The organism is Micrococcaceae bacterium Sec5.7 (assembly GCA_039636785.1).
GTDB lineage: Bacteria > Actinomycetota > Actinomycetes > Actinomycetales > Micrococcaceae > Arthrobacter.
The window spans coordinates 3,914,374-3,932,338 of the sequence record CP144169.1; the positions used below are offsets into that span (position 1 = coordinate 3,914,374).

General features: G+C 65.6%; 13 protein-coding genes. 4 read left to right on the forward strand and 9 right to left on the reverse strand.

What is annotated here, in order from left to right:
- Nucleotides 1–97 precede the first annotated feature (97 nt).
- The 3 genes from V3C33_18735 to V3C33_18745 form a co-directional block, all read right to left on the reverse strand.
- A complete protein-coding gene (locus tag V3C33_18735; protein XAS67436.1) occupies nt 98–1,390 on the reverse strand; it encodes an FAD-dependent oxidoreductase in 1,293 nt (430 codons plus the stop codon).
- Nucleotides 1,391–1,540: 150 nt separating this feature from the next.
- On the reverse strand, nt 1,541–2,506 hold the full coding sequence (locus V3C33_18740; GenBank protein XAS67437.1) for a nucleoside hydrolase: 966 nt from the start codon (nt 2,504–2,506) through the stop codon (nt 1,541–1,543).
- Between the two features lie 43 nt (nt 2,507–2,549).
- The gene (locus tag V3C33_18745) at nt 2,550–3,971 is read right to left on the reverse strand and encodes an MFS transporter (protein ID XAS67438.1); all 1,422 of its coding nucleotides are present in this window, start codon (nt 3,969–3,971) and stop codon (nt 2,550–2,552) included.
- A 149-nt stretch (nt 3,972–4,120) separates the two neighbouring features.
- On the opposite strand from V3C33_18745, the gene V3C33_18750 reads away from it, so the two are divergent.
- Both V3C33_18750 and V3C33_18755 read left to right on the forward strand, forming a co-directional pair.
- Nucleotides 4,121–4,906, forward strand: coding sequence for a GntR family transcriptional regulator (locus V3C33_18750; protein XAS67439.1), 786 nt, complete (start codon nt 4,121–4,123; stop codon nt 4,904–4,906).
- Between the two features lie 30 nt (nt 4,907–4,936).
- Entirely contained in the window at nt 4,937–5,794 is an 858-nt protein-coding gene (locus tag V3C33_18755) for a ribokinase (GenBank protein XAS67440.1), read from the forward strand.
- 17 nt (nt 5,795–5,811) lie between these two features.
- On the opposite strand, the gene V3C33_18760 is transcribed toward V3C33_18755, so the two are convergent.
- The 6 genes from V3C33_18760 to V3C33_18785 form a co-directional block, all read right to left on the reverse strand.
- Nucleotides 5,812–7,821: a penicillin-binding transpeptidase domain-containing protein gene (locus V3C33_18760; protein ID XAS67441.1), complete on the reverse strand. Its 2,010-nt coding sequence runs from the start codon at nt 7,819–7,821 to the stop codon at nt 5,812–5,814.
- A 276-nt stretch (nt 7,822–8,097) separates the two neighbouring features.
- A complete protein-coding gene (locus V3C33_18765) occupies nt 8,098–10,155 on the reverse strand; it encodes a phospholipase C, phosphocholine-specific (GenBank protein XAS67442.1) in 2,058 nt (685 codons plus the stop codon).
- Between the two features lie 226 nt (nt 10,156–10,381).
- Nucleotides 10,382–13,441 carry an NPCBM/NEW2 domain-containing protein gene (locus tag V3C33_18770; protein XAS67443.1) on the reverse strand — a complete coding sequence of 1,020 codons (3,060 nt, stop codon included), beginning with the start codon at nt 13,439–13,441 and terminating at the stop codon, nt 10,382–10,384.
- 23 nt (nt 13,442–13,464) lie between these two features.
- Entirely contained in the window at nt 13,465–13,734 is a 270-nt protein-coding gene (locus tag V3C33_18775; protein XAS67444.1) for a hypothetical protein, read from the reverse strand.
- Nucleotides 13,735–13,859: 125 nt separating this feature from the next.
- On the reverse strand, nt 13,860–14,516 hold the full coding sequence (locus V3C33_18780; protein ID XAS67445.1) for a response regulator transcription factor: 657 nt from the start codon (nt 14,514–14,516) through the stop codon (nt 13,860–13,862).
- Nucleotides 14,513–15,808, reverse strand: a complete 1,296-nt coding sequence (locus V3C33_18785; GenBank protein ID XAS67446.1) for a sensor histidine kinase — start codon at nt 15,806–15,808, stop codon at nt 14,513–14,515. The genes V3C33_18780 and V3C33_18785 overlap by 4 nt, the downstream gene beginning before the upstream one ends.
- A gap of 187 nt (nt 15,809–15,995) precedes the next feature.
- Between V3C33_18785 and V3C33_18790 the strand changes: the two genes are divergently transcribed.
- Both V3C33_18790 and V3C33_18795 read left to right on the forward strand, forming a co-directional pair.
- Nucleotides 15,996–17,102, forward strand: coding sequence for an ABC transporter permease (locus V3C33_18790; protein ID XAS67447.1), 1,107 nt, complete (start codon nt 15,996–15,998; stop codon nt 17,100–17,102).
- A 92-nt stretch (nt 17,103–17,194) separates the two neighbouring features.
- Nucleotides 17,195–17,959, forward strand: coding sequence for an ABC transporter ATP-binding protein (locus V3C33_18795; protein ID XAS67448.1), 765 nt, complete (start codon nt 17,195–17,197; stop codon nt 17,957–17,959).
- Nucleotides 17,960–17,965 lie beyond the last annotated feature (6 nt).

A 17,965-nucleotide genomic window follows, 5' to 3' on the forward strand; every position in this document is an offset into this window, starting at 1 on the left:
CTGGTTCACCGCGGCCGGGACCAGCGCATCACCACCTCGATGTGGCCTCTTGGGTCCGCCGGCCGCCCCTGCAAGGGCCCGCACGTTTGTGGCGTCGTCAGCCATCCGAGCCCTCCGGCTGCCGGCGCGCGAAGTCCGGCGCATGTTCGGGCCGCGGACCAAAGGCGATCATCCTGGCGGGCAGCATCCTGAACGCCGGAAGGTGCTCGGCCACAAAGATCAGCAGCCGGGGCACTCCGGAGCGGCCACCCGTAACGGCCGGTTTGAAGACAGTCGCGTGCAGCAGCCGCTGGGCGGCCTGCAGGACCACAGTGGGAAACATCCGGCGCTGCTGCACGGCGGCCAGCACCGATTCGGTGAGGCCGCCGGCTCCCAACGGCCGGGCAATCCGGGCCGCTGCTGCCACGGCATCCTGGATGGCCAGGTTGATTCCCACACCACCCGCCGGCGACATCGCATGGGCGGCGTCGCCGATCAGCAGCAGCCCCGGTTTATGCCAGCGCCTGAGCCGGTTGAGTTTCACATCCAGCAGATGCAGCTCATCCAGGGAACCGATCTCATCCACCCGGTCCGCCAGGTCCGGACGCAAGCCGGCAATCCGGCGTCGGAAACTTTCCACGCCTTCCGCCCGCAGCTGTGCATCCTTCCCCTTTTCGGCAAAGTAAGCGATCTGGTAGAAGTCCTTGCGCGTCAGCCCCAGGAGCACTTCGGTGCCGTTGAAGCGCGGAATCAGGGCTGCCACCTGATCCTGTTCGGCCGAGCTGCGGGACAACCTGAACCACCAGGTATCAAACGGCACCGGGAATTCACGCGGCACCATCCCGGCGGCATCCCGCAACACGGATCCCCGGCCGTCACAGGCCACTGTCAGGTGCGCGCGCAACTCGCCTTCGCCGAGCACCTGGCCGGAAGCGGCTTCCCTGGTACGGTACGAAACCCCGGCAACCGCGCCGTCGTCGTCGTGCAGCAGCCCGGTTGCCTCGGTGTTCATGCGAAGCGTGAACGCGGGCTCCTGCTCCGCAGCGTCCACGAGAAAATTCAGCAGATCCCATTGCGGAACCATGGCCACGTAGTCGTAAGGCGGCTTGAGTGTGTCGAAGTCGCCGAACAGCACGGTCTTTCCGTCTCCCACGGGGAACCGGAAGTTGCCCAGCTTGCTCTGCGGGAGGGCGCGGAACCCTTCACCCAGGCCCAATTCATCCAGCAGACGGATGGTGGAGGCATGCACCGTATCTCCACGGAAATCCCGCAGGAAATCGGCATGCTTTTCCAGCACGGTGACCTCGACACCGGCACGGGCCAGCAGAAGGCCCAGCATGATTCCGGCCGGCCCGCCTCCGGCAATGACGCAGGTGGTCGACTCCCTGGCGGATTTCTGTGGTGCTGGCATTACCCCTCCAGAATTAATTCAACAAGCGTTGAACCAATCATGCATCCGCCTCAGTTCAATGTTCAGGTGCCGCCAGGGCCGCTGCCGCCGTCGGGGCGTGGGATCTCGGCACTTGGCGGGCCGGAAAGTGCCGAGATCCCGTTGCGCCTGCTAGTAGGCCAGCAACCTCTCCACCAAGTGCGGGGCGAGCGGCGCATCAGTCTCCAACACCACCCGTGTGCGGGCCCCGGCCTGGTCCACGGGTCCAAGCCGCTGGCCGCGAAGGTCGCAAATCGTCTGCCCCCGGCCGGGACCGTGGGTGTCGTCAACAGCAACATTGACGGCCGGCGCGAGCTTGGTCCGGATGCCTCCCACGGCGATCGCGGCCGCCAGGGGATCGTGAAGCGCACAGCTTCGCCGCCCGTAAACGCCGATGTAGAAATCGAAATAGTGATTCACGATCTGTCCGAGCGCGCGTGCAAGGGGCCGCGGCGAGGCCAGCAAGGCCGCCCGGTCTGTTTCCTCGAGGGTGTTCTCCATTGTCACGTCCAACGGAACAAGTGTCACGTCCCAGGGGGCGGCCAGGACTGCGTTGGCCGCCTCGGGGTCGTTGTGGATGTTGGCCTCGGCGACGGCGGTGACATTGCCGGGGACCAATGCCGCACCGCCCATCAGTGTGACGTCCTTGATCAGCGCCGGAAGTCCGGGGTCCAGTTTCAGCGCCTCGGCCAGGTTGGTCAAAGAGCCGACGGCGACGATGGAAAGCTGCCCCGCGTGCTCTCTGGCGAGCTGCACCAGCAAGTGGGCCGCGTCCTCCTGCAGCGGCTTGGCCGCCGAAGTCGGCAAATCAATGTTGCCGACGCCGTTGGCGCCGTGGATTTCCGGCACGCCGCCGTTGAACGTTCCAGCCAGGGGGTGGTGTGCTCCCGTGGCTACGGGCACGGAACCGATTCCGGCAAGGGCCAGGAGATCGAGGGTGTTGGCCGTGGCGCGGCCGGCACTGACGTTGCCGCTTACCGTGCCGATGCCCACGAGCGTGATCTCCGGTGAGGCGAGGAGGTAGGCGAGGGCCAGGGAATCGTCGACGCCGGTGTCGCAGTCGAAGTACACGGGCCTTGGGTTGACGGAATTGTTCATGGTTTTCCTTTGGTTCTATTCGGAAATGGAGGTTGCGGCGGGTTCACAGCTTCTGGCCGGGCCGCGGAGAAATGATGAAGCTTGCGACGAGCGCCAGCGCGGTGATTCCTACCGAGATCCAGAGTGCCGTGGAATAACCGTCCACGGTTCCCAGGGCGGCGAAAGGCGCCACGATGCCTATGCCCAGTCCCGCGCCGATACCAAAGCACGCGCCGTTCACTGCAGGCAGGGCGGCGGGGGCATCTTCGGGCGAGAGCACAACGCTGATGCCGCCGAGTGCCGTCAGCACCATGCCGTAGTAGCTGACGCCGAGGACGGCGAGGGCGGCCGCCACCACCCAGCGGTCCAGCGGGACCGAAGCGATGAGAACAAGTGCCAGGACGCTGATCAGCAGTCCTGCCCGGAGGAGTTTCAACCAGCCGCGCCTGCCGGCAAACCAGCCAGAGATCGGCGCGGCAAAGACGCCAATCAGGGCAGGCGGCGTGAGCAACAGCAGCGCGGAGGTTGCCGCGCCCAGGCCGTAGCCGGCCGAGGAATCCTGGCCGAGCAGCACAACGGTGAAGTTCATGACCGCGAAGATTCCCGTGAGTGTCAGGATGGTCGTGGCGAGGAGGGGCCACATCTGCCGGGAGCGCAGGTGGTGGATGGCGATCAGGGGATTGCGGCTCTTCTTCTGGATCAGCCCGAAGAGCAGGAGCGAGACGACGGTGCCCGCCAGGTACACCAGGGTGATCGGCGCCAGCCAGCCGGACGTTGGCCCCTGCGAGACAAAGAACGTGATGCAGATCAGAGCCATGGAAAGGGCGGCGGCCCCCCACCAGTCCATGCCCCCGGCCGCGTCATCCACTGCATCCTTGGGGACGACCAGGAACACGCAGGGCAGTGCGATCAGGGTGACGGCCAGGATGCCTACGAAAATCGACCGGAAGCCAAGGGTATCGGCAAGAAGTCCGCCAATGTAGCCGTCCGCACCGCCGACGCCGCCGTTGACTGCCGTAATGAGGCCCAATGCCGTGCCGAAGGCCTTCGCGCTGAGGGATTTGCTCAGGATCGTGTACGCCAGCGGGAAGGTGGCGCTGGACGCCCCCTGGAGAACCCGTCCTATCAGCAGCACCGTCAGGTTCGGCGCCCAGATGCACAGCAGCGTTCCCACGGTCAGCAGGCCCAGCACGATGAGGAGAGTGTTGCGGCGGCCGATCACATCGCTCCAACGGCCCAGGATGACGCTTGAAACGGCGCCGGCCAGGAAGAAGAGCGCGGATACCTGTGCAATCTGGTCCAGGTTCTCTCCGAGACTTTCGGCGATGTCCGGCAGTGCGGGCGACAGCATGCTGGCGTTCAGCTGAAACGCGACGACGCTGAGAATCAGTGTGGCGACCAGGCCGCCGGCGCGACCCCGCCGTGGGGCCTCCTGGGCGCGAGGCGGTGGGGCAGCGACTGTGGTGCTTGGACCTTGGGAAATCATGAAAGCTCCTTCGTTGGAGGCCATGGCGGGGCGGCTGGCATAAGAATGCAGTGCAGTATGATGTTATACCTCTGGAGTATGACATGAGTCTCATCCGGAAGTCCATGGTTCAATTGAGGGATCAGCCACCCGGGTCAAAGGAGTGTTGCGTGAACACCGAAGTGCATGCGTTTCTGTCGCCGACCCTGACGCCGCCGCTGGGCCAGCCGCTGCGCGTTGCCGTGTATTCGCGGCTGGCTGAGGGCATCCGTTCGAAGGTCTTCCCGCTCGGGTCCCTCCTGCCGCGAGAAACCGAACTGGGCACGGCGCTGGGCCTCAGCCGCACCGTGGTCCGCGAGGCACTCATGCTTCTTGAGGAAGACGGCCTTATCGTGACGCGGCGCGGCATCGGGAGGTTCGTCGCGGAAGCCCTTCCACGCGTCGGACTGGAAGAATTCCGCCCGTTCGAGTCCGCACTGGCTCATCAGGACCGGCCCGTGAAGGTGGTTCCGGGCGATGTCAGCATCCAGGCGACCACCGACTTCGTTTCCAAGGGTCTGTCCCTCGACGCGGAAGCCAACACTTGGTTCCGTGAGTGCGTGTTGCACCGCGACGGCGAACCGGTCGCCGTCGTCCAGGAACATCTCCCGGCAGGCAGGTACTTGAGCGATATCAGCGCTGAACTGGCCGGGAACCTGCAGGCGGCGGCCAGGTCCAACGAGACGATGCTGGCGGGGCTGATCGCCCTCTGCGGCCCGGTCTTCAGCGGAGGGGTCTGCGACATCACGGTGGGCGTGGCGGGCGCCCGCGCCAAGCTTCTGAACCTGCGGGCCCAGGATCCGGTCCTGGTGCTGACACAAACAGCGCAATACAACGGAACCCCGGTCTATCTGGCCAAGTGCGTTGCCTCGGCACTGGCGGGGCAGCTGTCCATCGTCCAGACATCGTCCAACTAGCCGCCCGGCGGCGACCTCACGAAAGAAGACATGAACATCATCACAAATCCGGCCCTGTGGGTTGTGGGCAGCATCAACCTTGATATCACCGCTACCACGGAGCGGCTTCCCGCGCCCGGCGAGACGGTGGGCGGTGGCTCCCTGCACCGCGAACCGGGAGGCAAAGGCGCCAACCAGGCAGCCGCAGCCGCGCGGCTCGGGGCACGCGTGCGGCTGGTCGGGGCCGTGGGCAACGATGCCGAGGGCCGCCAGATAATGCAGGCGCTGGAGGATGCCGGTGTGGGTGTCGACCACGTCACGGTCGCCGACGAGCCCACCGGCACGGCCCTCATCGTCGTTGACCGCGACGGTGAAAACCAGATCGCAGTCTGCGAGGGCGCCAACCGGTCGGTGACCCTGGATGGCCTGAGCTTCGGCCCGGATGACGCAGTCCTGACGCAACTCGAGACGTCCATGGATGTGGCACTCGAGCTGGCGCGCAAGACAACCGGCTATTTCGCCCTCAACGCGGCCCCTGCCCGAAGCCTTCCACAGGAAATCATCGACCGCGCCCAGCTCATCATCGTCAACGAGACGGAGTATGAACTCATCCCGGAGCTGTCAAAGGCCCCACTTGTCGCAGTGACTTACGGGGCAAAGGGCGCGACACTGCTCAGCCATGGCGAGCGGATAGCGGAAGCTCCGGCGGCAGCGACCACGGCCGTCAATAGCGTCGGCGCCGGGGACGCATTTTCGGCCGCTCTCACGCTTGCACTGGTCTCGGGCCTCGATCACACCCACGCCCTGAGACTTGCCTGCGCCGTGGGGGCTGCTGCCGTTGCTGATCCAGCGTCACAACCCTTTCTGGAACCGTTCGAGAGCTACCTGCAGGCCACGGCCTCCGCCTGAAAAGGGGAGCGCCGGGCTCAGCCGGCGGCGGTGAGGAATTCCTTCAGCAGCGGCCCGGACGTAGTGGCACCCAGTCCGCCTTCCTCCACGAACACCGCGACGGCCAGATCCCCGTGCACGGCAACGATCCACGCGTGGGTCTTCGGCGGGTCCTCCTTGCCGAATTCGGCTGTACCCGTCTTCGCACCCACCGGTGCGCCGGGGACGTCGGCCAGGAAGCCTGCGTGCCCTGAGGTCACCACTGCCCGCATCATGTCGGCCAGCGCGGCAGCTTCCTCCTTGGTCAGCGGCTTGTCTGATGCGGCGGCCGGGGGCAACGCAGAAGCGGACGACGACGGCGATGCACCGTCGGTCGGTGCCGCACCTGGCGTCTCGCCCGCTTCAGTGCCCGAGCCGGCGGCTGCGCCGGCCTCGGCGTTCAGCACGAGCTGCGGCGAGACGGGCGAACCCTTCGCCACGGAACCGGCCATTACGGCGGCTGCCAGCGGAGACAGCAGCACCTTGCCCTGGCCGATCATGGACGCAGCGTGCTCAGTGCCTTCGGCCTCGCCCGGCACGGATCCCAGGAAAGCATCTGCACCCAGCCCGGGAGCCTCAACCGCAACGCCCAAGGCAGTGGCCGCGGCCTCGAGCTGGGCCTGGCTGACGCCCTCCCGTGCCGCTATGAACGCCGTATTGCAGGAGTGCGCAAAGGCATCGCGCAGGGTGACGGATCCCAGCGAACCGTCCGGGTAGCCTTCGGCGTTCTTGAACGTGCGCCCGTCCACCGTGAGCGTGGGCGTGCACTCAACCTTGGAGTCAGGGGTCATGCCGTTGCGGAGCATGGCCAGCGAATCAACCATCTTGAAGGTTGAACCGGGCGCGTACTGGCCCAGCATGGCGGTGTTGTAGCCGTTGCTTCCCGGGCCCGAGGCCGCGGCCAGCACGGCGCCGGAGGAGGGCCTGATGGCCACGATCGCGGAGGCAGGGCCTACTTTGGCCAGGGTGCTCTCGGCCAGTTCCTGGAGCTTCGGGTCAAGCGTTGTCTTCAGTGGTGTTCCGGGCTTGGCCGGGATCTCGAAGAGGGTCCGGCGGGGGTCCTGGGCTGCAGCCTGGATTTCCTCCCGGGTGAGGTCCGACCTCTGCGCGCGGATCACTACGCGATCGGCTCCGCGCAGCTGCGCGTCGTACTGCTGCTGCAGGCCGCCGGTTCCGGTGACATCGCCGGCGGTCAGGGCGCCGTCGGATTTCTCGATCTGTTCCGCACTTGCGTCACCCACGGAGCCGAGCAGCGCCCGCGCGAAGGTGCGGGTCGGTGCCAGTGGCAGCGTGTCCGCGATCCCGCGGGCCCCCGGAATCGCCGCGATCTGCTCCTTTGTGACAGTGCGGTTGCCGTCATCGCGCAAAGTGATGGCGGTGACAAACGCTTCGGCGCCGGATGCTTCCACCTGCTGTGCATAGGCTGCCGGGTCCACCCCCACCAGCTTGGCAAGTTTGGTGGCGGAGGCAGCGGCATCGGCAGAACCCAGTGCGGGCTTGTCGATACCCACATTCACCACCGGACGGTACGTGACCAGCTGGGCCCCGCCCGCGCCCAGGATATCGGCGCGTTGAGGTGATTCGGCGGCCTTGCTGAGGATCTCACCTTCCGCCAGATCGGGCACCAGCAGGGCGGGCTCCCAGGCTGTCAGCCACTTGTCACCGGACTTCTTCAGCTCAGCGGAAACGGTGTATTTCCATTCGACCGAACCGATCTTCCAGGTGTAGTTCAACGGAACCTTGGCGGTGTCCGCCTCGAGTTTCAGCTCGCCCGTCTCCACCAAAGGTTTGGCCGGTTCGAGGGCTTTGAACACCTCTTTCAGCTGTTGGTTCGCGACCGCGGCGTCCCTGCCGTCAAAGGCGACAGAGCCGACGTCGAGCGCGGCAACGGCGGAAGCGAGCTGCTTGGCAGCGGCTTCGGCACCGCCGCGGCCGTCGTCGCAGGCCGCCAACGAGGCGCCGAGAATGAGTCCAACTAGTGCAAGCGAAAGTTTCTGAGAGTTCCCCACGGCGCCATTATGCCCGTTTCCCACGACAACTTCCTGTCACAGGATCATGCCCGGGGCGGATGTGCTTCGACGGGTGACCCGCCTGCCCGGCTGGCTCGCCCCTGGGGTCGCCTTGCGCCCTCGTCACAACAACAGTTGGGAGCCAGCCAGCCGGGTCAGGCCCAGCACCCCGGGGGACCTCGACGTCGACCACATTCCAGCCGTTTACCGGCCGCCGCCGCCGGAGTCGCTTCACATCCGGCCACCGTCCCCGCGGTCAACCGTAGATCGGGCCAGTCAGGCGGTGATGATCGCCGGGTCGCTCACCCCTGGTGTACCGTTCTCGACGTGTCCGGCGAAGCGGCGCAGGAACGTGTCGTCTTTGTCGGATACCACGGACAGGTCGTACCAGCGCTTGCTGCTGCGAAGGTCCACCACGTACGCCACGCGTCCGCCCATGCGCACCTTGTACGTCTCGCTCTTCCCGCCGTATGCATTGGTGATCGTGAGCCGGCAGTCGCCGCCTCCCGCATTCGTCATGGTCAGCTCGACGCGGCCGCTCTTGGCGTTGTGGCGGGCAGTCACCTCGGGGCCTGCGGCGGTTCCGGGACCTTTGAAGGTGCGCAGGAAGCCGTTCGGGCCGAACACCGACAGGTCGTACGCGTCCTTTGAATAGGCGGTGTTCCAGGTGTCGGAGAGCTGTTTGCCGGCTTCGGCGGTGTAGGTCCAGGGTCCGTCCGTGCGGTTCGCGGACGTGACGGAGAAACACGCCCCTGCTGCTTCGCCTCCGCTGAAGGTGAGCGTGAAGCGCCCGGTGGACGGCGTCGCGGCCCCGTCCACCAGCGGCGCATATGGCAGCGGGCGCGAGGGCCTCGAACCCGCCTCCTGCTTGGGCAGGACAGGATTGGCGGGCGGTACCGGCACGTAGTCGGGGTGCCGCTCGCTGTCCGGCGGTTCGTACCCGTCGGTGTCCGGAAGCGCGACCGGGCTGGTGCTCCGGAGGCCGAAGTCGAAGGCCGAGGTGAGGTCGCCGCAGATGGCACGCCGCCAGGGCGAGATGTTCGGCTCGGCCACGCCGAAGCGTTGCTCCATGAACCGGATGATCGAGGTGTGGTCGAATACCTCCGAGCAGACGAAGCCGCCGGTGCTCCAGGGCGAAACTACGAGCATGGGGACGCGCTGGCCGAGGCCGCAGGGTCCGGCTGTGTGGCTGCTGTCTCCGGGGAATTGGTCGAGCGCGACGTCCACGGTGGAGGCGCCCTGGGCGGCGGAGGACGGCGGGTATGGCGGGACGATGTGGTCGAAGTAGCCGTCGTTTTCATCGTAGGCAATGAAGAGGGCGGTCTTGCTCCAGACCTCGGGGTTGGACGTGAGCGCGTCAAGCACCTGGGAGATGTACCAGGCGCCGTAATTCGCCGGCCAGTTCGGGTGCTCGGAGAAGGCCTCCGGCGCGGCGATCCAGGAGATCTGGGGGAGCTTCCCGGCCTTCACATCGGTCTTGAGGATATCGAAGTAGCCGTCGCCGTTCTTCGCGTTCGTGCCAGTGCGTGCCTTGTCGAAGAGCGGATTGCCGGGCTCGGCGTTGCGGTATTTGTTGAAGTAGAGCAATGCGTTGTCGCCGTAGTTGCCGCGGTACGCGTCGTCGATCCAACCCCACTGGCCGGCCGCGTCCAGGCCGTCGCCGATGTCCTGGTAGATCTTCCAGGAGACGCCGGCCTGCTCCAAACGCTCCGGGTACGTCGTCCAGTCATACCCGGCTTCGTCGTTACCGAGGACGGGCCCGCCACCCTTACCGTCGTTGCCGGTGTGGCCTGTCCACATGTAGTAGCGGTTGGGGTCGGTGGCACCGAGGAATGAGCAGTGATAGGCGTCGCACACGGTGAACTTGTCAGCGAGCGCATAGTGGAACGGAATGTCCTGGCGTGTCAGATGAGCCATCGTCCCCGCGGACTTGGCGGGTATCCACTGGTCGTACTTGCCCTGGTTCCAGGCCTTGTGACCGCCAGCCCAATCGTGGTCGAGGCCTGCGATGAACTGCATGCCGAGGTCATCGGCGTCCGGGTGGTAGGGCAACACGTCCTTGGTGCCGTCCGACTGGTGCCAGACTGACTTCCCGCCGGGCAGCGTCACCGGGCGAGGGTCGCCGAATCCCCGTACGCCCTTCAGCGAGCCGAAGTAGTGGTCGAAGGAACGGTTCTCCTGCATCAGAACGACGATGTGCTCGACGTCCTTGATGGTCCCGGAGCTGCGCGTCGCGGGGATGGCAGCGGCGCGGTCGATGCTGGTCGACAGGGCAAAGGAGCCTGCGGTCCCGCCGGCGATTTGGAGGAAGCGCCTCCTGTTGAGTTCAGGCATGAGTCTGGTGTCCTTTCGTTCGTGAGGAAGCAAGGATTCAGCCGCGACAATTTGGGGGTTCGTTGGCGGCGCGGCCGGCATGGGTGAATGGGGGGACACCCTGACGGATCCGCCCATCCGCCGTGGCGGGCGGCCCTCGCCAAAGGACGGATAGCGTCCGACGGCGGCAGAGCCCCACCATAGCATCGGCCGAAGGCAACCGGCCGCCGTCGTACGTCAGTTGCGATTATGAAGCGCAGGTGAACTTTGCCTCTCCCCAAACGCCGTGGGCGCCGCTGATTCCACCCGATGGGTCCACCACGAGCTCAACGTAAGCCACTCCGGTGAGGTCCACGTTCACGGATTCCGGGGCGAAGCCCGGCGTGTAGGTGCGGGACTGGTACTTGTTCACACCGTCGGCGTTCACCTTGAAGATGATGGTGCCGCCGAAGCCGCTCTCCAGGCCCACCTGCGAGGTGAAGCTGCTGCATTTGCCGCCCAGGTAGTAGGTGATCTTGGAGGCGGCGTGGACGCCCAGGCCCTTGGCGAAGCTGGGCTGCTGCCCCGTGGCCGGGTCGGTGTAGTTCACGGCCAGCGGCTTGTCCCGTGAACCCGCCGTATCCTTGTTGGCAACGTTGAGCCCGATCACGCCGTAGCCGTTCACGGCCTGCGCCCAGGGGGTTTCGGACGCGTAGACGGAACCATGCGGCACCTCGGGCAGCGGCTGCGTGGTCACCTTCCAGTCGAAGAACTTCACCCGGGTTTCGGTGGGGAGCGTGACGGAGGACAGTTCCTTGGTGGGGTTCAACCGCACGGTGTTGGCAAAGGCCTGGTACTTGTACTGGGTGTATTCAGGCGAGGGGCCGTTGGCGTTGTTGCGCCCCTGCTCGGACACCGCCAGTGTGGCGCCGTTCAGTACTTTGGGCTGCAGCCAGTTCGGGAAGAAAATGGACTGTTGCTCCGTGGAACCGTCTTTGTAGGTGAGCGTCAGCGTGGGGCTGATGCCGTTGCCCACGGCCGCGGACCCCAGGACCGCCAGATGCGTTCCGGTTCCGGTCACGGAGATCGTCTGCGCCGGGAGCACCACCGAGTTGGGCACATCCGGTCCCGCCGCAGGCCAGGTGAAGTCCACCTGCTTGGGCGTTCCCGCGTTGACGGTCACGGTGCTGCCCGGGGTGACGCCGCCGGCCGGAAGCGTGGCGGTGGCCAGCTGTTCCGCGGAGAAGGTGGCCCCGCCGCCGTCGAAGTTTCCCACTACCTTGTTTGCAACGGTGGTCACCGAGACCGTGTTGTATGCCGCGGCCAGCGAGCCGTACGCCACGTAGATCTGGTTGGCTCCTGCAAGCGTCTGCGCGCGTCCGACAGCAGACTCGTACGACGCCGAGATCCGCACTGTTTGCTGGCCCGCCTTCGCGCTGGCACCTGGAATCACCGCAAACGTGGCTGTCACCGACGCTCCGCCGGCAACCGTTGCCGCAAGACGGCTGCCGATTTGTCCGAAGCGATCGGTGCCGTCTTGACATAGACGGTGCCGTTGTTGTCGGCGTCGAAGTACCAGCCGGTGGTGGCGGCGTCGAATCGGGGAGTCCTCGGGAACCAGCGAGGCGTTGCGTGCCACGCTGCCCTGCGGCACAACTGCGCCAGCGCGGACAAAGATGGGCAGCTTGTCCAGCGGTGCGTTGTAGCCGTCCAGGATCTGGCCGCCCTGATAGACCTTGCCGGTCCAGTAATCCACCCACTGCTGTCCGGCAGGAGGGAAAATGCCGTTACGGACGTCGGTCTGTGTAAACACGGGAGCCACCAGGAAGTCCGAGCCCAGCATGAACTGGTTGTTGGCCTCGGCACCGTAGGACCAGTCCTGATCCGGGAATTCGATGGTCATGGACCGCATCATCGAAACGCCGGTGGCTGACGATTCCTGGGCCAGCGAGTAAATGAAGGGCATCAGTTGCTGGCGCAGCTGCAGGTACTGGCGGTTGATGGTAGTTGCCTCAGCTCCGTAGAGCCACGGGCGCTTGTCAGTGGGAGCCCAGCCGGACATCGAATACAAGGCCGGGGCAAACGCCTTCCACTGGAGGTCGCGGACGTAGGACTCGGCCGAACCGCCAAAGATTCCGTCCACGTCACCGGTGGTGAACGCGAAGCCCGAGTTGCCGGCGCCGGTCAATGCCGATACCTGCCAGCGGATGGCATCCAGGTTGCCGGCGTGGTCACCGGTCCACTGCATGCCGCAACGCTGGGCACCGACCCAGCCCTCAACCATTAGCGCGGTGCCGCGGGCATCGGAGTATTGCTCGATTCCATCGTGCGCTGCCTGGCAACCGGTGAGTGCCTGGCGGTAGCCCTGGCCCACCCAGGCGACGTCGAGCTTGCGCATGCGCACGCCGGCTTCGCCCACTTCGTATTCCTGATTCGTCAGTGAGCGCTGGGTCCACAGTCCCACCTTGAGGTCGGTCTGCTCCCCGATGTTGCTGACGGTCTCCGGCAGCTGCTGGTATTCGCAGCCGTAGCCGTCGTTGACCAGCATCCAGCCTGCAGGCATGTCGTTGTCCACGAACTTCTGCGCAGTCTTGATGGCGTCTGGTGTCTTCTGCTTGGCGCCGTCCGGATCCCCGTAACCGGAGGACGAGTAGCCCGGGTTGGAGCGGTTGTAGCAGTCGGCGTCGCCGTATTCCAGGGCGTAGACGGGCGGCATCAGCGGCCGGCCGGTGAGCGTGGTGTAGGCGTTCAGGGACTGCTTGTAATCGCCCACAAAGTAATAGGCGTCAAAGCGTTTTTCCTCGTGGGTGGTAGTGGATTGTCCACCGAAGTCGTAGGAACCGCGGGCAAACGTATCGCGCAGCACGCCGTAGCCGTTCGAGGACATGTAGTACGGCACGGCGTTGGGGTAGCCGTCGTCATCCCAGTCGAAATTCCGGGCGATGTTGATCAGCGCGCCGGTGTGGACCGAGCGGCCGTTCTGCATGCCACCGCCGATGAACTGCTCGCCGTCCTGGTGCTGGAGGTGCTGGGTGGCGGACCTGGAGCCGAAGGTGATAGGGGCCGATTCCGCAAAGACCAGCGAACCGTCGGCCCGGAGCAGCCTGAACTGCGTGGTGGCCTTGTTGATCTCGAGGCTGACCTTGGCTGTCTTGAGAACCAACCAATCTCCCTCGGTCACAACGGGCGCTGCGCCGGCGAATTTGTCCTTGCCAACCACAGTGTTGGCGGTCCTGGCCGGGTCGCCCTGATCCGTATTCGCAGGGTCCGTGAATTTGCCCGTGGGATCGGCTTTGAGGCGGAAGTTGCTGTCATCCAAGTACGTCACGCGGATGGCGCCGGCCTCGGTGGTCAGGTCAACAACGTTGTTGGACTGGCTGAAGCCGGTGCACCGAGGGGAACGCCACCGCTCTCAACGGGAACTTCGGGCGTGACCGCCTTGGCGGCGGCGGGGTCACCCGGAGCTGCGTCCGCGACGCCGGGAAACGTCAGGGCGGGAAGGGTACCCGCCAGCAGGAGTGACGCAAGACCAAGCGCAGCGGCTTTCCTGGCGAAGTGTCCGGCTGGTCTGGAAGAGGTTTTCCGGCGGGGACCGGTCAGTCCATGCAAGGGGGCGTCCATGGGGCTCACTTTCGGGGAACGACGAATTGTGATCTATTACATAGTGGAACGTGCACTAATCGTCACGGCTTCACGGCGCGCGGTCAAGCGTTTAACCGAAATTGCTCAGAAAACCCCAGGGGGATTCAGCCGTGGCGGATGATTCTCCGCTGCGTTGCCACCGAGATCGCTGCGGTGCGGTTGTCCACGCCGAGCTTTCCGTAGATGTGCACCAGGTGCGTCTTGACCGTGGCTTCGGAAATGAAGAGCTGCTTGGCGATTGCCCGGTTGCTCATGCCCGTGGCCAGCAATTCCAACAGCTGGACTTCCCGCGTGGACAGTACCGGTTCCGGGTTCCGGATCCTGCCCATCAGCCGGGCCGCGACCTCCGGTGCAAGCGCCGTCTGCCCTGCGGCGGCGGACAGCACCGCCTGACGGATCTGTTCGGGCGGTGCGTCCTTGATCATGTATCCGCTGGCCCCGGCTTCCACCGCTGCCAGGATATCGGCGTCGGTGTCATAGGTAGTCAGGATGAGCACCGGAGGGGCGGGCATTCCTGCCTCGCCGCCCTTGATCTTGGCGGTGGCGGTGACGCCGTCCATGCCGGCGCCCATCTGCAGGTCCATCAGCACCACGTCCACTGGCTCGCCCAATGTGCGGAGCTTGGACAGCTCAGTCAGCGCGGCACTGCCGTCGGATGCTTCCGCCACCACTGTGATTCCGTCGAAATCACTCAACATGGCCCGGAGGCCCGCCCGGACCACCGGGTGGTCATCTACCAGCAGGACACGGATCTCGGTCATTGCTTGTCCTCATTCAGGGGAAGGTCCAGCGGCAGCCGGATGGCCACCACAGTCCCTTCCCCGGGGGCTGATTCGATGTCCAGGCTCCCGGCCAACGCAGATACCCGCTCCCGCAACGACTTCAGTCCGAACCCGGACCCGTCAGCCCGTGGCAGTCCTGATTCAGCCTCCGCAGCCACAATGGATGCCGGGACAAAGCCCACGCCGTCGTCGTAAATATCCATGGTCACTTCGGTGCCCATGAACGAGAGGGTCACGACGGCGGTGCGCGCTTTTGCGTGAACCCACACATTCGCGAGGCTCGCCTGGGCGGCCCGGAGCAGAGTGGTCTGGTAGGCGTTCGGCAGCTCCACCGGGGCACCTTCGACGTCGAAACGGCAGCGGAGTCCGGCACCGCGTGCGGCTGCCTCGGTCTCCGTCTTTTCGCAGAGCCGGCGAAGGCTGTTCACCAGGGTCGTCTGTTCAAGTTCCGGGGGCCTCAGCCCACTGACAAAGTTCCGGGCCTCAGCGAGATTGGCGGACGCCGTCTCCTGGACTGTCCGGAGCCGGTCCCGTGCGGTGACGGCGTCGCCGTCGCCGAGTGCTTTCTCCGCAGACCGCCCCATCAGCACAATGCTGGAGAACCCCTGTGCCAGGGTGTCGTGGATTTCGTGGGCAAGGCGTTCGCGCTCGGCGAGAGTGCCGGCGTCGTGCTGGCTTTGGGCAAGTTCCGCGCGGGTGCGGCGCAGCTCCTCGGCGGCCAGCCGCTGGCTTTCACCCTCAAGGTAGAGGGCGCGGTAGGCCAGCCCGGTGACCACGGCGAACGCGGCCCCGAATGCAGGTCCCAGAACGGTGGGAAGCTGCAGCGCTGCGTCGGCCGTACCCTGGTTGTGGAACCACGTGGCCGCGATGACCAGAGCCGTACTGAGGGCAATTACGGGCAACGCCTGGCGCCGCGGCAGCACATGGAGCTGCAGGAAAAAGAGCGGGAAGGCCAGCCATACAAAGTCGGCGCTGGCCCAGATCAGCAGGAGCCACAGCACACTGACGGCGGCGAGCCACCACACCGCGTAGTGCCTCGGATCGAACCGTGACGAGTCCGCTGAATGGCGCTTCTCCAGCACGGTTCCCGCGAGATACACGGCGGCCAGCAGCAGTGCAAGGCCCAGCGGCAGCCAGCCCGAGGTCCCCAGGCCGCCGGCCAATAGACGCACCAGCGCCACCAGCAGCAACACGGCGAAGCCCACGTGCAGGCTCACGCGCAGCACACGCAGGATCACGGCCGCACCCGTGGGTTCCGCATCGCTCTGCATCACTCCACCCTACTGGCGGGCACTGACAAATCCGGCCGGTTTCCGCGGAATCCCGGACCGATCAACCTTTTGATTGATGAGCCAATCAACCATCCGCGCGCGTCCAATCAACCGGTCTCCCGATGGACGGCGCCGCCTTCGGCGGCACAGTGGAATTAAGGCCACGAACCCACCGAAAAGGAACCACATGTTTCTCGCTATCCGCGATATCCGCTTCGCCAAAGGGCGCTTTGCCCTCATGGGCGGAGTGGTCGCGCTGATCACCCTCCTGCTGGTGATGCTGTCCGGCCTCACCGCCGGCCTGGGCAACCAGTCGACGTCGGCCATTGCCGCGCTGCCCGCCGATGAGATTGCCTTCGGCGCACCCGCCGGGAGCGATGCCAAGGCCTCGTTCACCGAGTCCGAGGTTTCCTCCGCACAGGTGGCCGAGTGGTCCGGACGCAGCGGCATTGCCAGCGCGCAGGCCCTGGGGGTCAATCAGACGCGCATCCAGGCACTCGGTGCAGGCGGCGCCCCCGCAGCCACTACAAACGTTGCCGTCTTCGGTGTCGGCGAGGACCGGGGCAGCCACAACATCGCCCCCGCCCCGGTCGCTGGCGGAACCGTAGTCATCGGAGAATCACTGGCCAAGGATCTGGATCTCACCGTCGGCGGCCGGGCCACCGTGGGCGGCACGGAACTGATGGTTTCTGCCGTGGTTCCGGACCAGTGGTACTCGCACACCGGCGTCGTTTGGACATCCCTCGAGGACTGGCGGCGGCTGGCGCACATCACCAGCAAGGAAGCCAAAGGCACGGTGATCGCTGTGACGTTCGACGCCGGAGCCTCCGTTGACGTGGACGCCGCCAACGCGGCGGCAGGCACCGTCAGCGCCACCCGTGAGGGCTCGTTCCAGGCGCTTGGTTCCTATAAGAGCGAGAACGGCTCGCTGATGCTGATGCAGGCGTTCCTCTATGGCATCTCAGCCCTGGTGATTGTGGCCTTTCTGACCGTCTGGACAGTTCAGCGGACGCGCGACATCGCCGTGCTCAAGGCGATGGGCGGCTCATCGGGATATGTCCTCAAGGACGCCATGGTGCAGGCCGCGATTGTGCTGCTGGCCGGTGCCGCTTTTGGTGGCGGCGTGGGTGTAATCGGCGGGTACTTTGCGGCCCAGGCTGCACCCTTCCTGGTCACGGCCGCCACCACGCTCCTGCCCATCGCCGGCATTGTGCTTCTGGGCCTGGCAGGCGCCACCCTCGCCGTCCGCAGCATCAGCCGGGTGGATCCACTGATTGCGCTCGGCGGCAACTGATTCCCGCCGGGCCGAGCTCCCTGGATTTCGAACAGGCCGCTGGTCGAGCCTGTCGAGACCCATTCCAAAACATTCTCTGAAAGGCATATTCAATGAACACCGCTCTCAGCCTGGTCAACGTCACGCTCGAATACCCGGACGGCGACGGCACTCTTAGAGCCTTGGACAGCGTCAACCTCAAGCTCAACGCGGGGGAGTACCTGTCCCTGGTTGGCCCGTCAGGCTCCGGTAAATCTTCAATGCTGGCTGTCGCGGCCACCCTTGTCCGGCCCACGTCCGGGCTGGTGGTCATCGACGGCCAGGACTCCACTGGCCTGAAGGACTCCGAACTGACTTCGCTCCGGCGGGACAAGATCGGCATCATCTTCCAGCAGCCCAACCTGCTGCCGTCCCTCACCGCCGTCGAACAGCTGGTGATCAGCGATCACTTGCGGGGGAAGCCAGTGAAGGCCGCCCGGAAGCGGGCCGCCGAGCTCCTGGACGTCGTCGGGCTCTCACCGTCACTGCACAAGCGCCCGCACCAGCTCTCAGGCGGCCAGCGCCAGCGCGTCAACATTGCCCGCGCGCTGATGGGCAGCCCCACGGTGCTGCTCGTGGATGAGCCGACGGCGGCCCTGGACCACCAGCGCAGCGGCGCTATTGTGCGGCTGCTGCGTCAGGTGACGGACGAATTCAGCGTGGCTACGGTAATGGTCACGCACGACACCGAGTTTGTGCCCCTGACCGATTCCGTGGCCACCATGCGCGATGGCCGGATGTCACCGGCGCAGCCCGCTGTCTCCGCCGGTCAGCCTGGTTTCCCAGCTAGCGTGGCCCGTCAGAGTAACCGCAGCCCGGCGTCCTGGGTGTCGTCGTAGCTCGAG

Bases quoted from the DNA above. Each gene is read 5' to 3' on its own strand.
- V3C33_18795 (XAS67448.1), top strand. From the start codon at position 17,195: ATGAACACCGCTCTCAGCCTGGTCAACGTCACGCTCGAATACCCGGAC.
- V3C33_18785 (XAS67446.1), bottom strand. From the start codon at position 15,808: ATGCAGAGCGATGCGGAACCCACGGGTGCGGCCGTGATCCTGCGTGTG.
- V3C33_18755 (XAS67440.1), top strand. From the start codon at position 4,937: ATGAACATCATCACAAATCCGGCCCTGTGGGTTGTGGGCAGCATCAAC.
- V3C33_18775 (XAS67444.1), bottom strand. From the start codon at position 13,734: ATGGACGCCCCCTTGCATGGACTGACCGGTCCCCGCCGGAAAACCTCT.
- V3C33_18780 (XAS67445.1), bottom strand. From the start codon at position 14,516: ATGACCGAGATCCGTGTCCTGCTGGTAGATGACCACCCGGTGGTCCGG.
- V3C33_18765 (XAS67442.1), bottom strand. From the start codon at position 10,155: ATGCCTGAACTCAACAGGAGGCGCTTCCTCCAAATCGCCGGCGGGACC.
- V3C33_18735 (XAS67436.1), bottom strand. From the start codon at position 1,390: ATGCCAGCACCACAGAAATCCGCCAGGGAGTCGACCACCTGCGTCATT.
- V3C33_18740 (XAS67437.1), bottom strand. From the start codon at position 2,506: ATGAACAATTCCGTCAACCCAAGGCCCGTGTACTTCGACTGCGACACC.
- V3C33_18745 (XAS67438.1), bottom strand. From the start codon at position 3,971: ATGATTTCCCAAGGTCCAAGCACCACAGTCGCTGCCCCACCGCCTCGC.
- V3C33_18790 (XAS67447.1), top strand. From the start codon at position 15,996: ATGTTTCTCGCTATCCGCGATATCCGCTTCGCCAAAGGGCGCTTTGCC.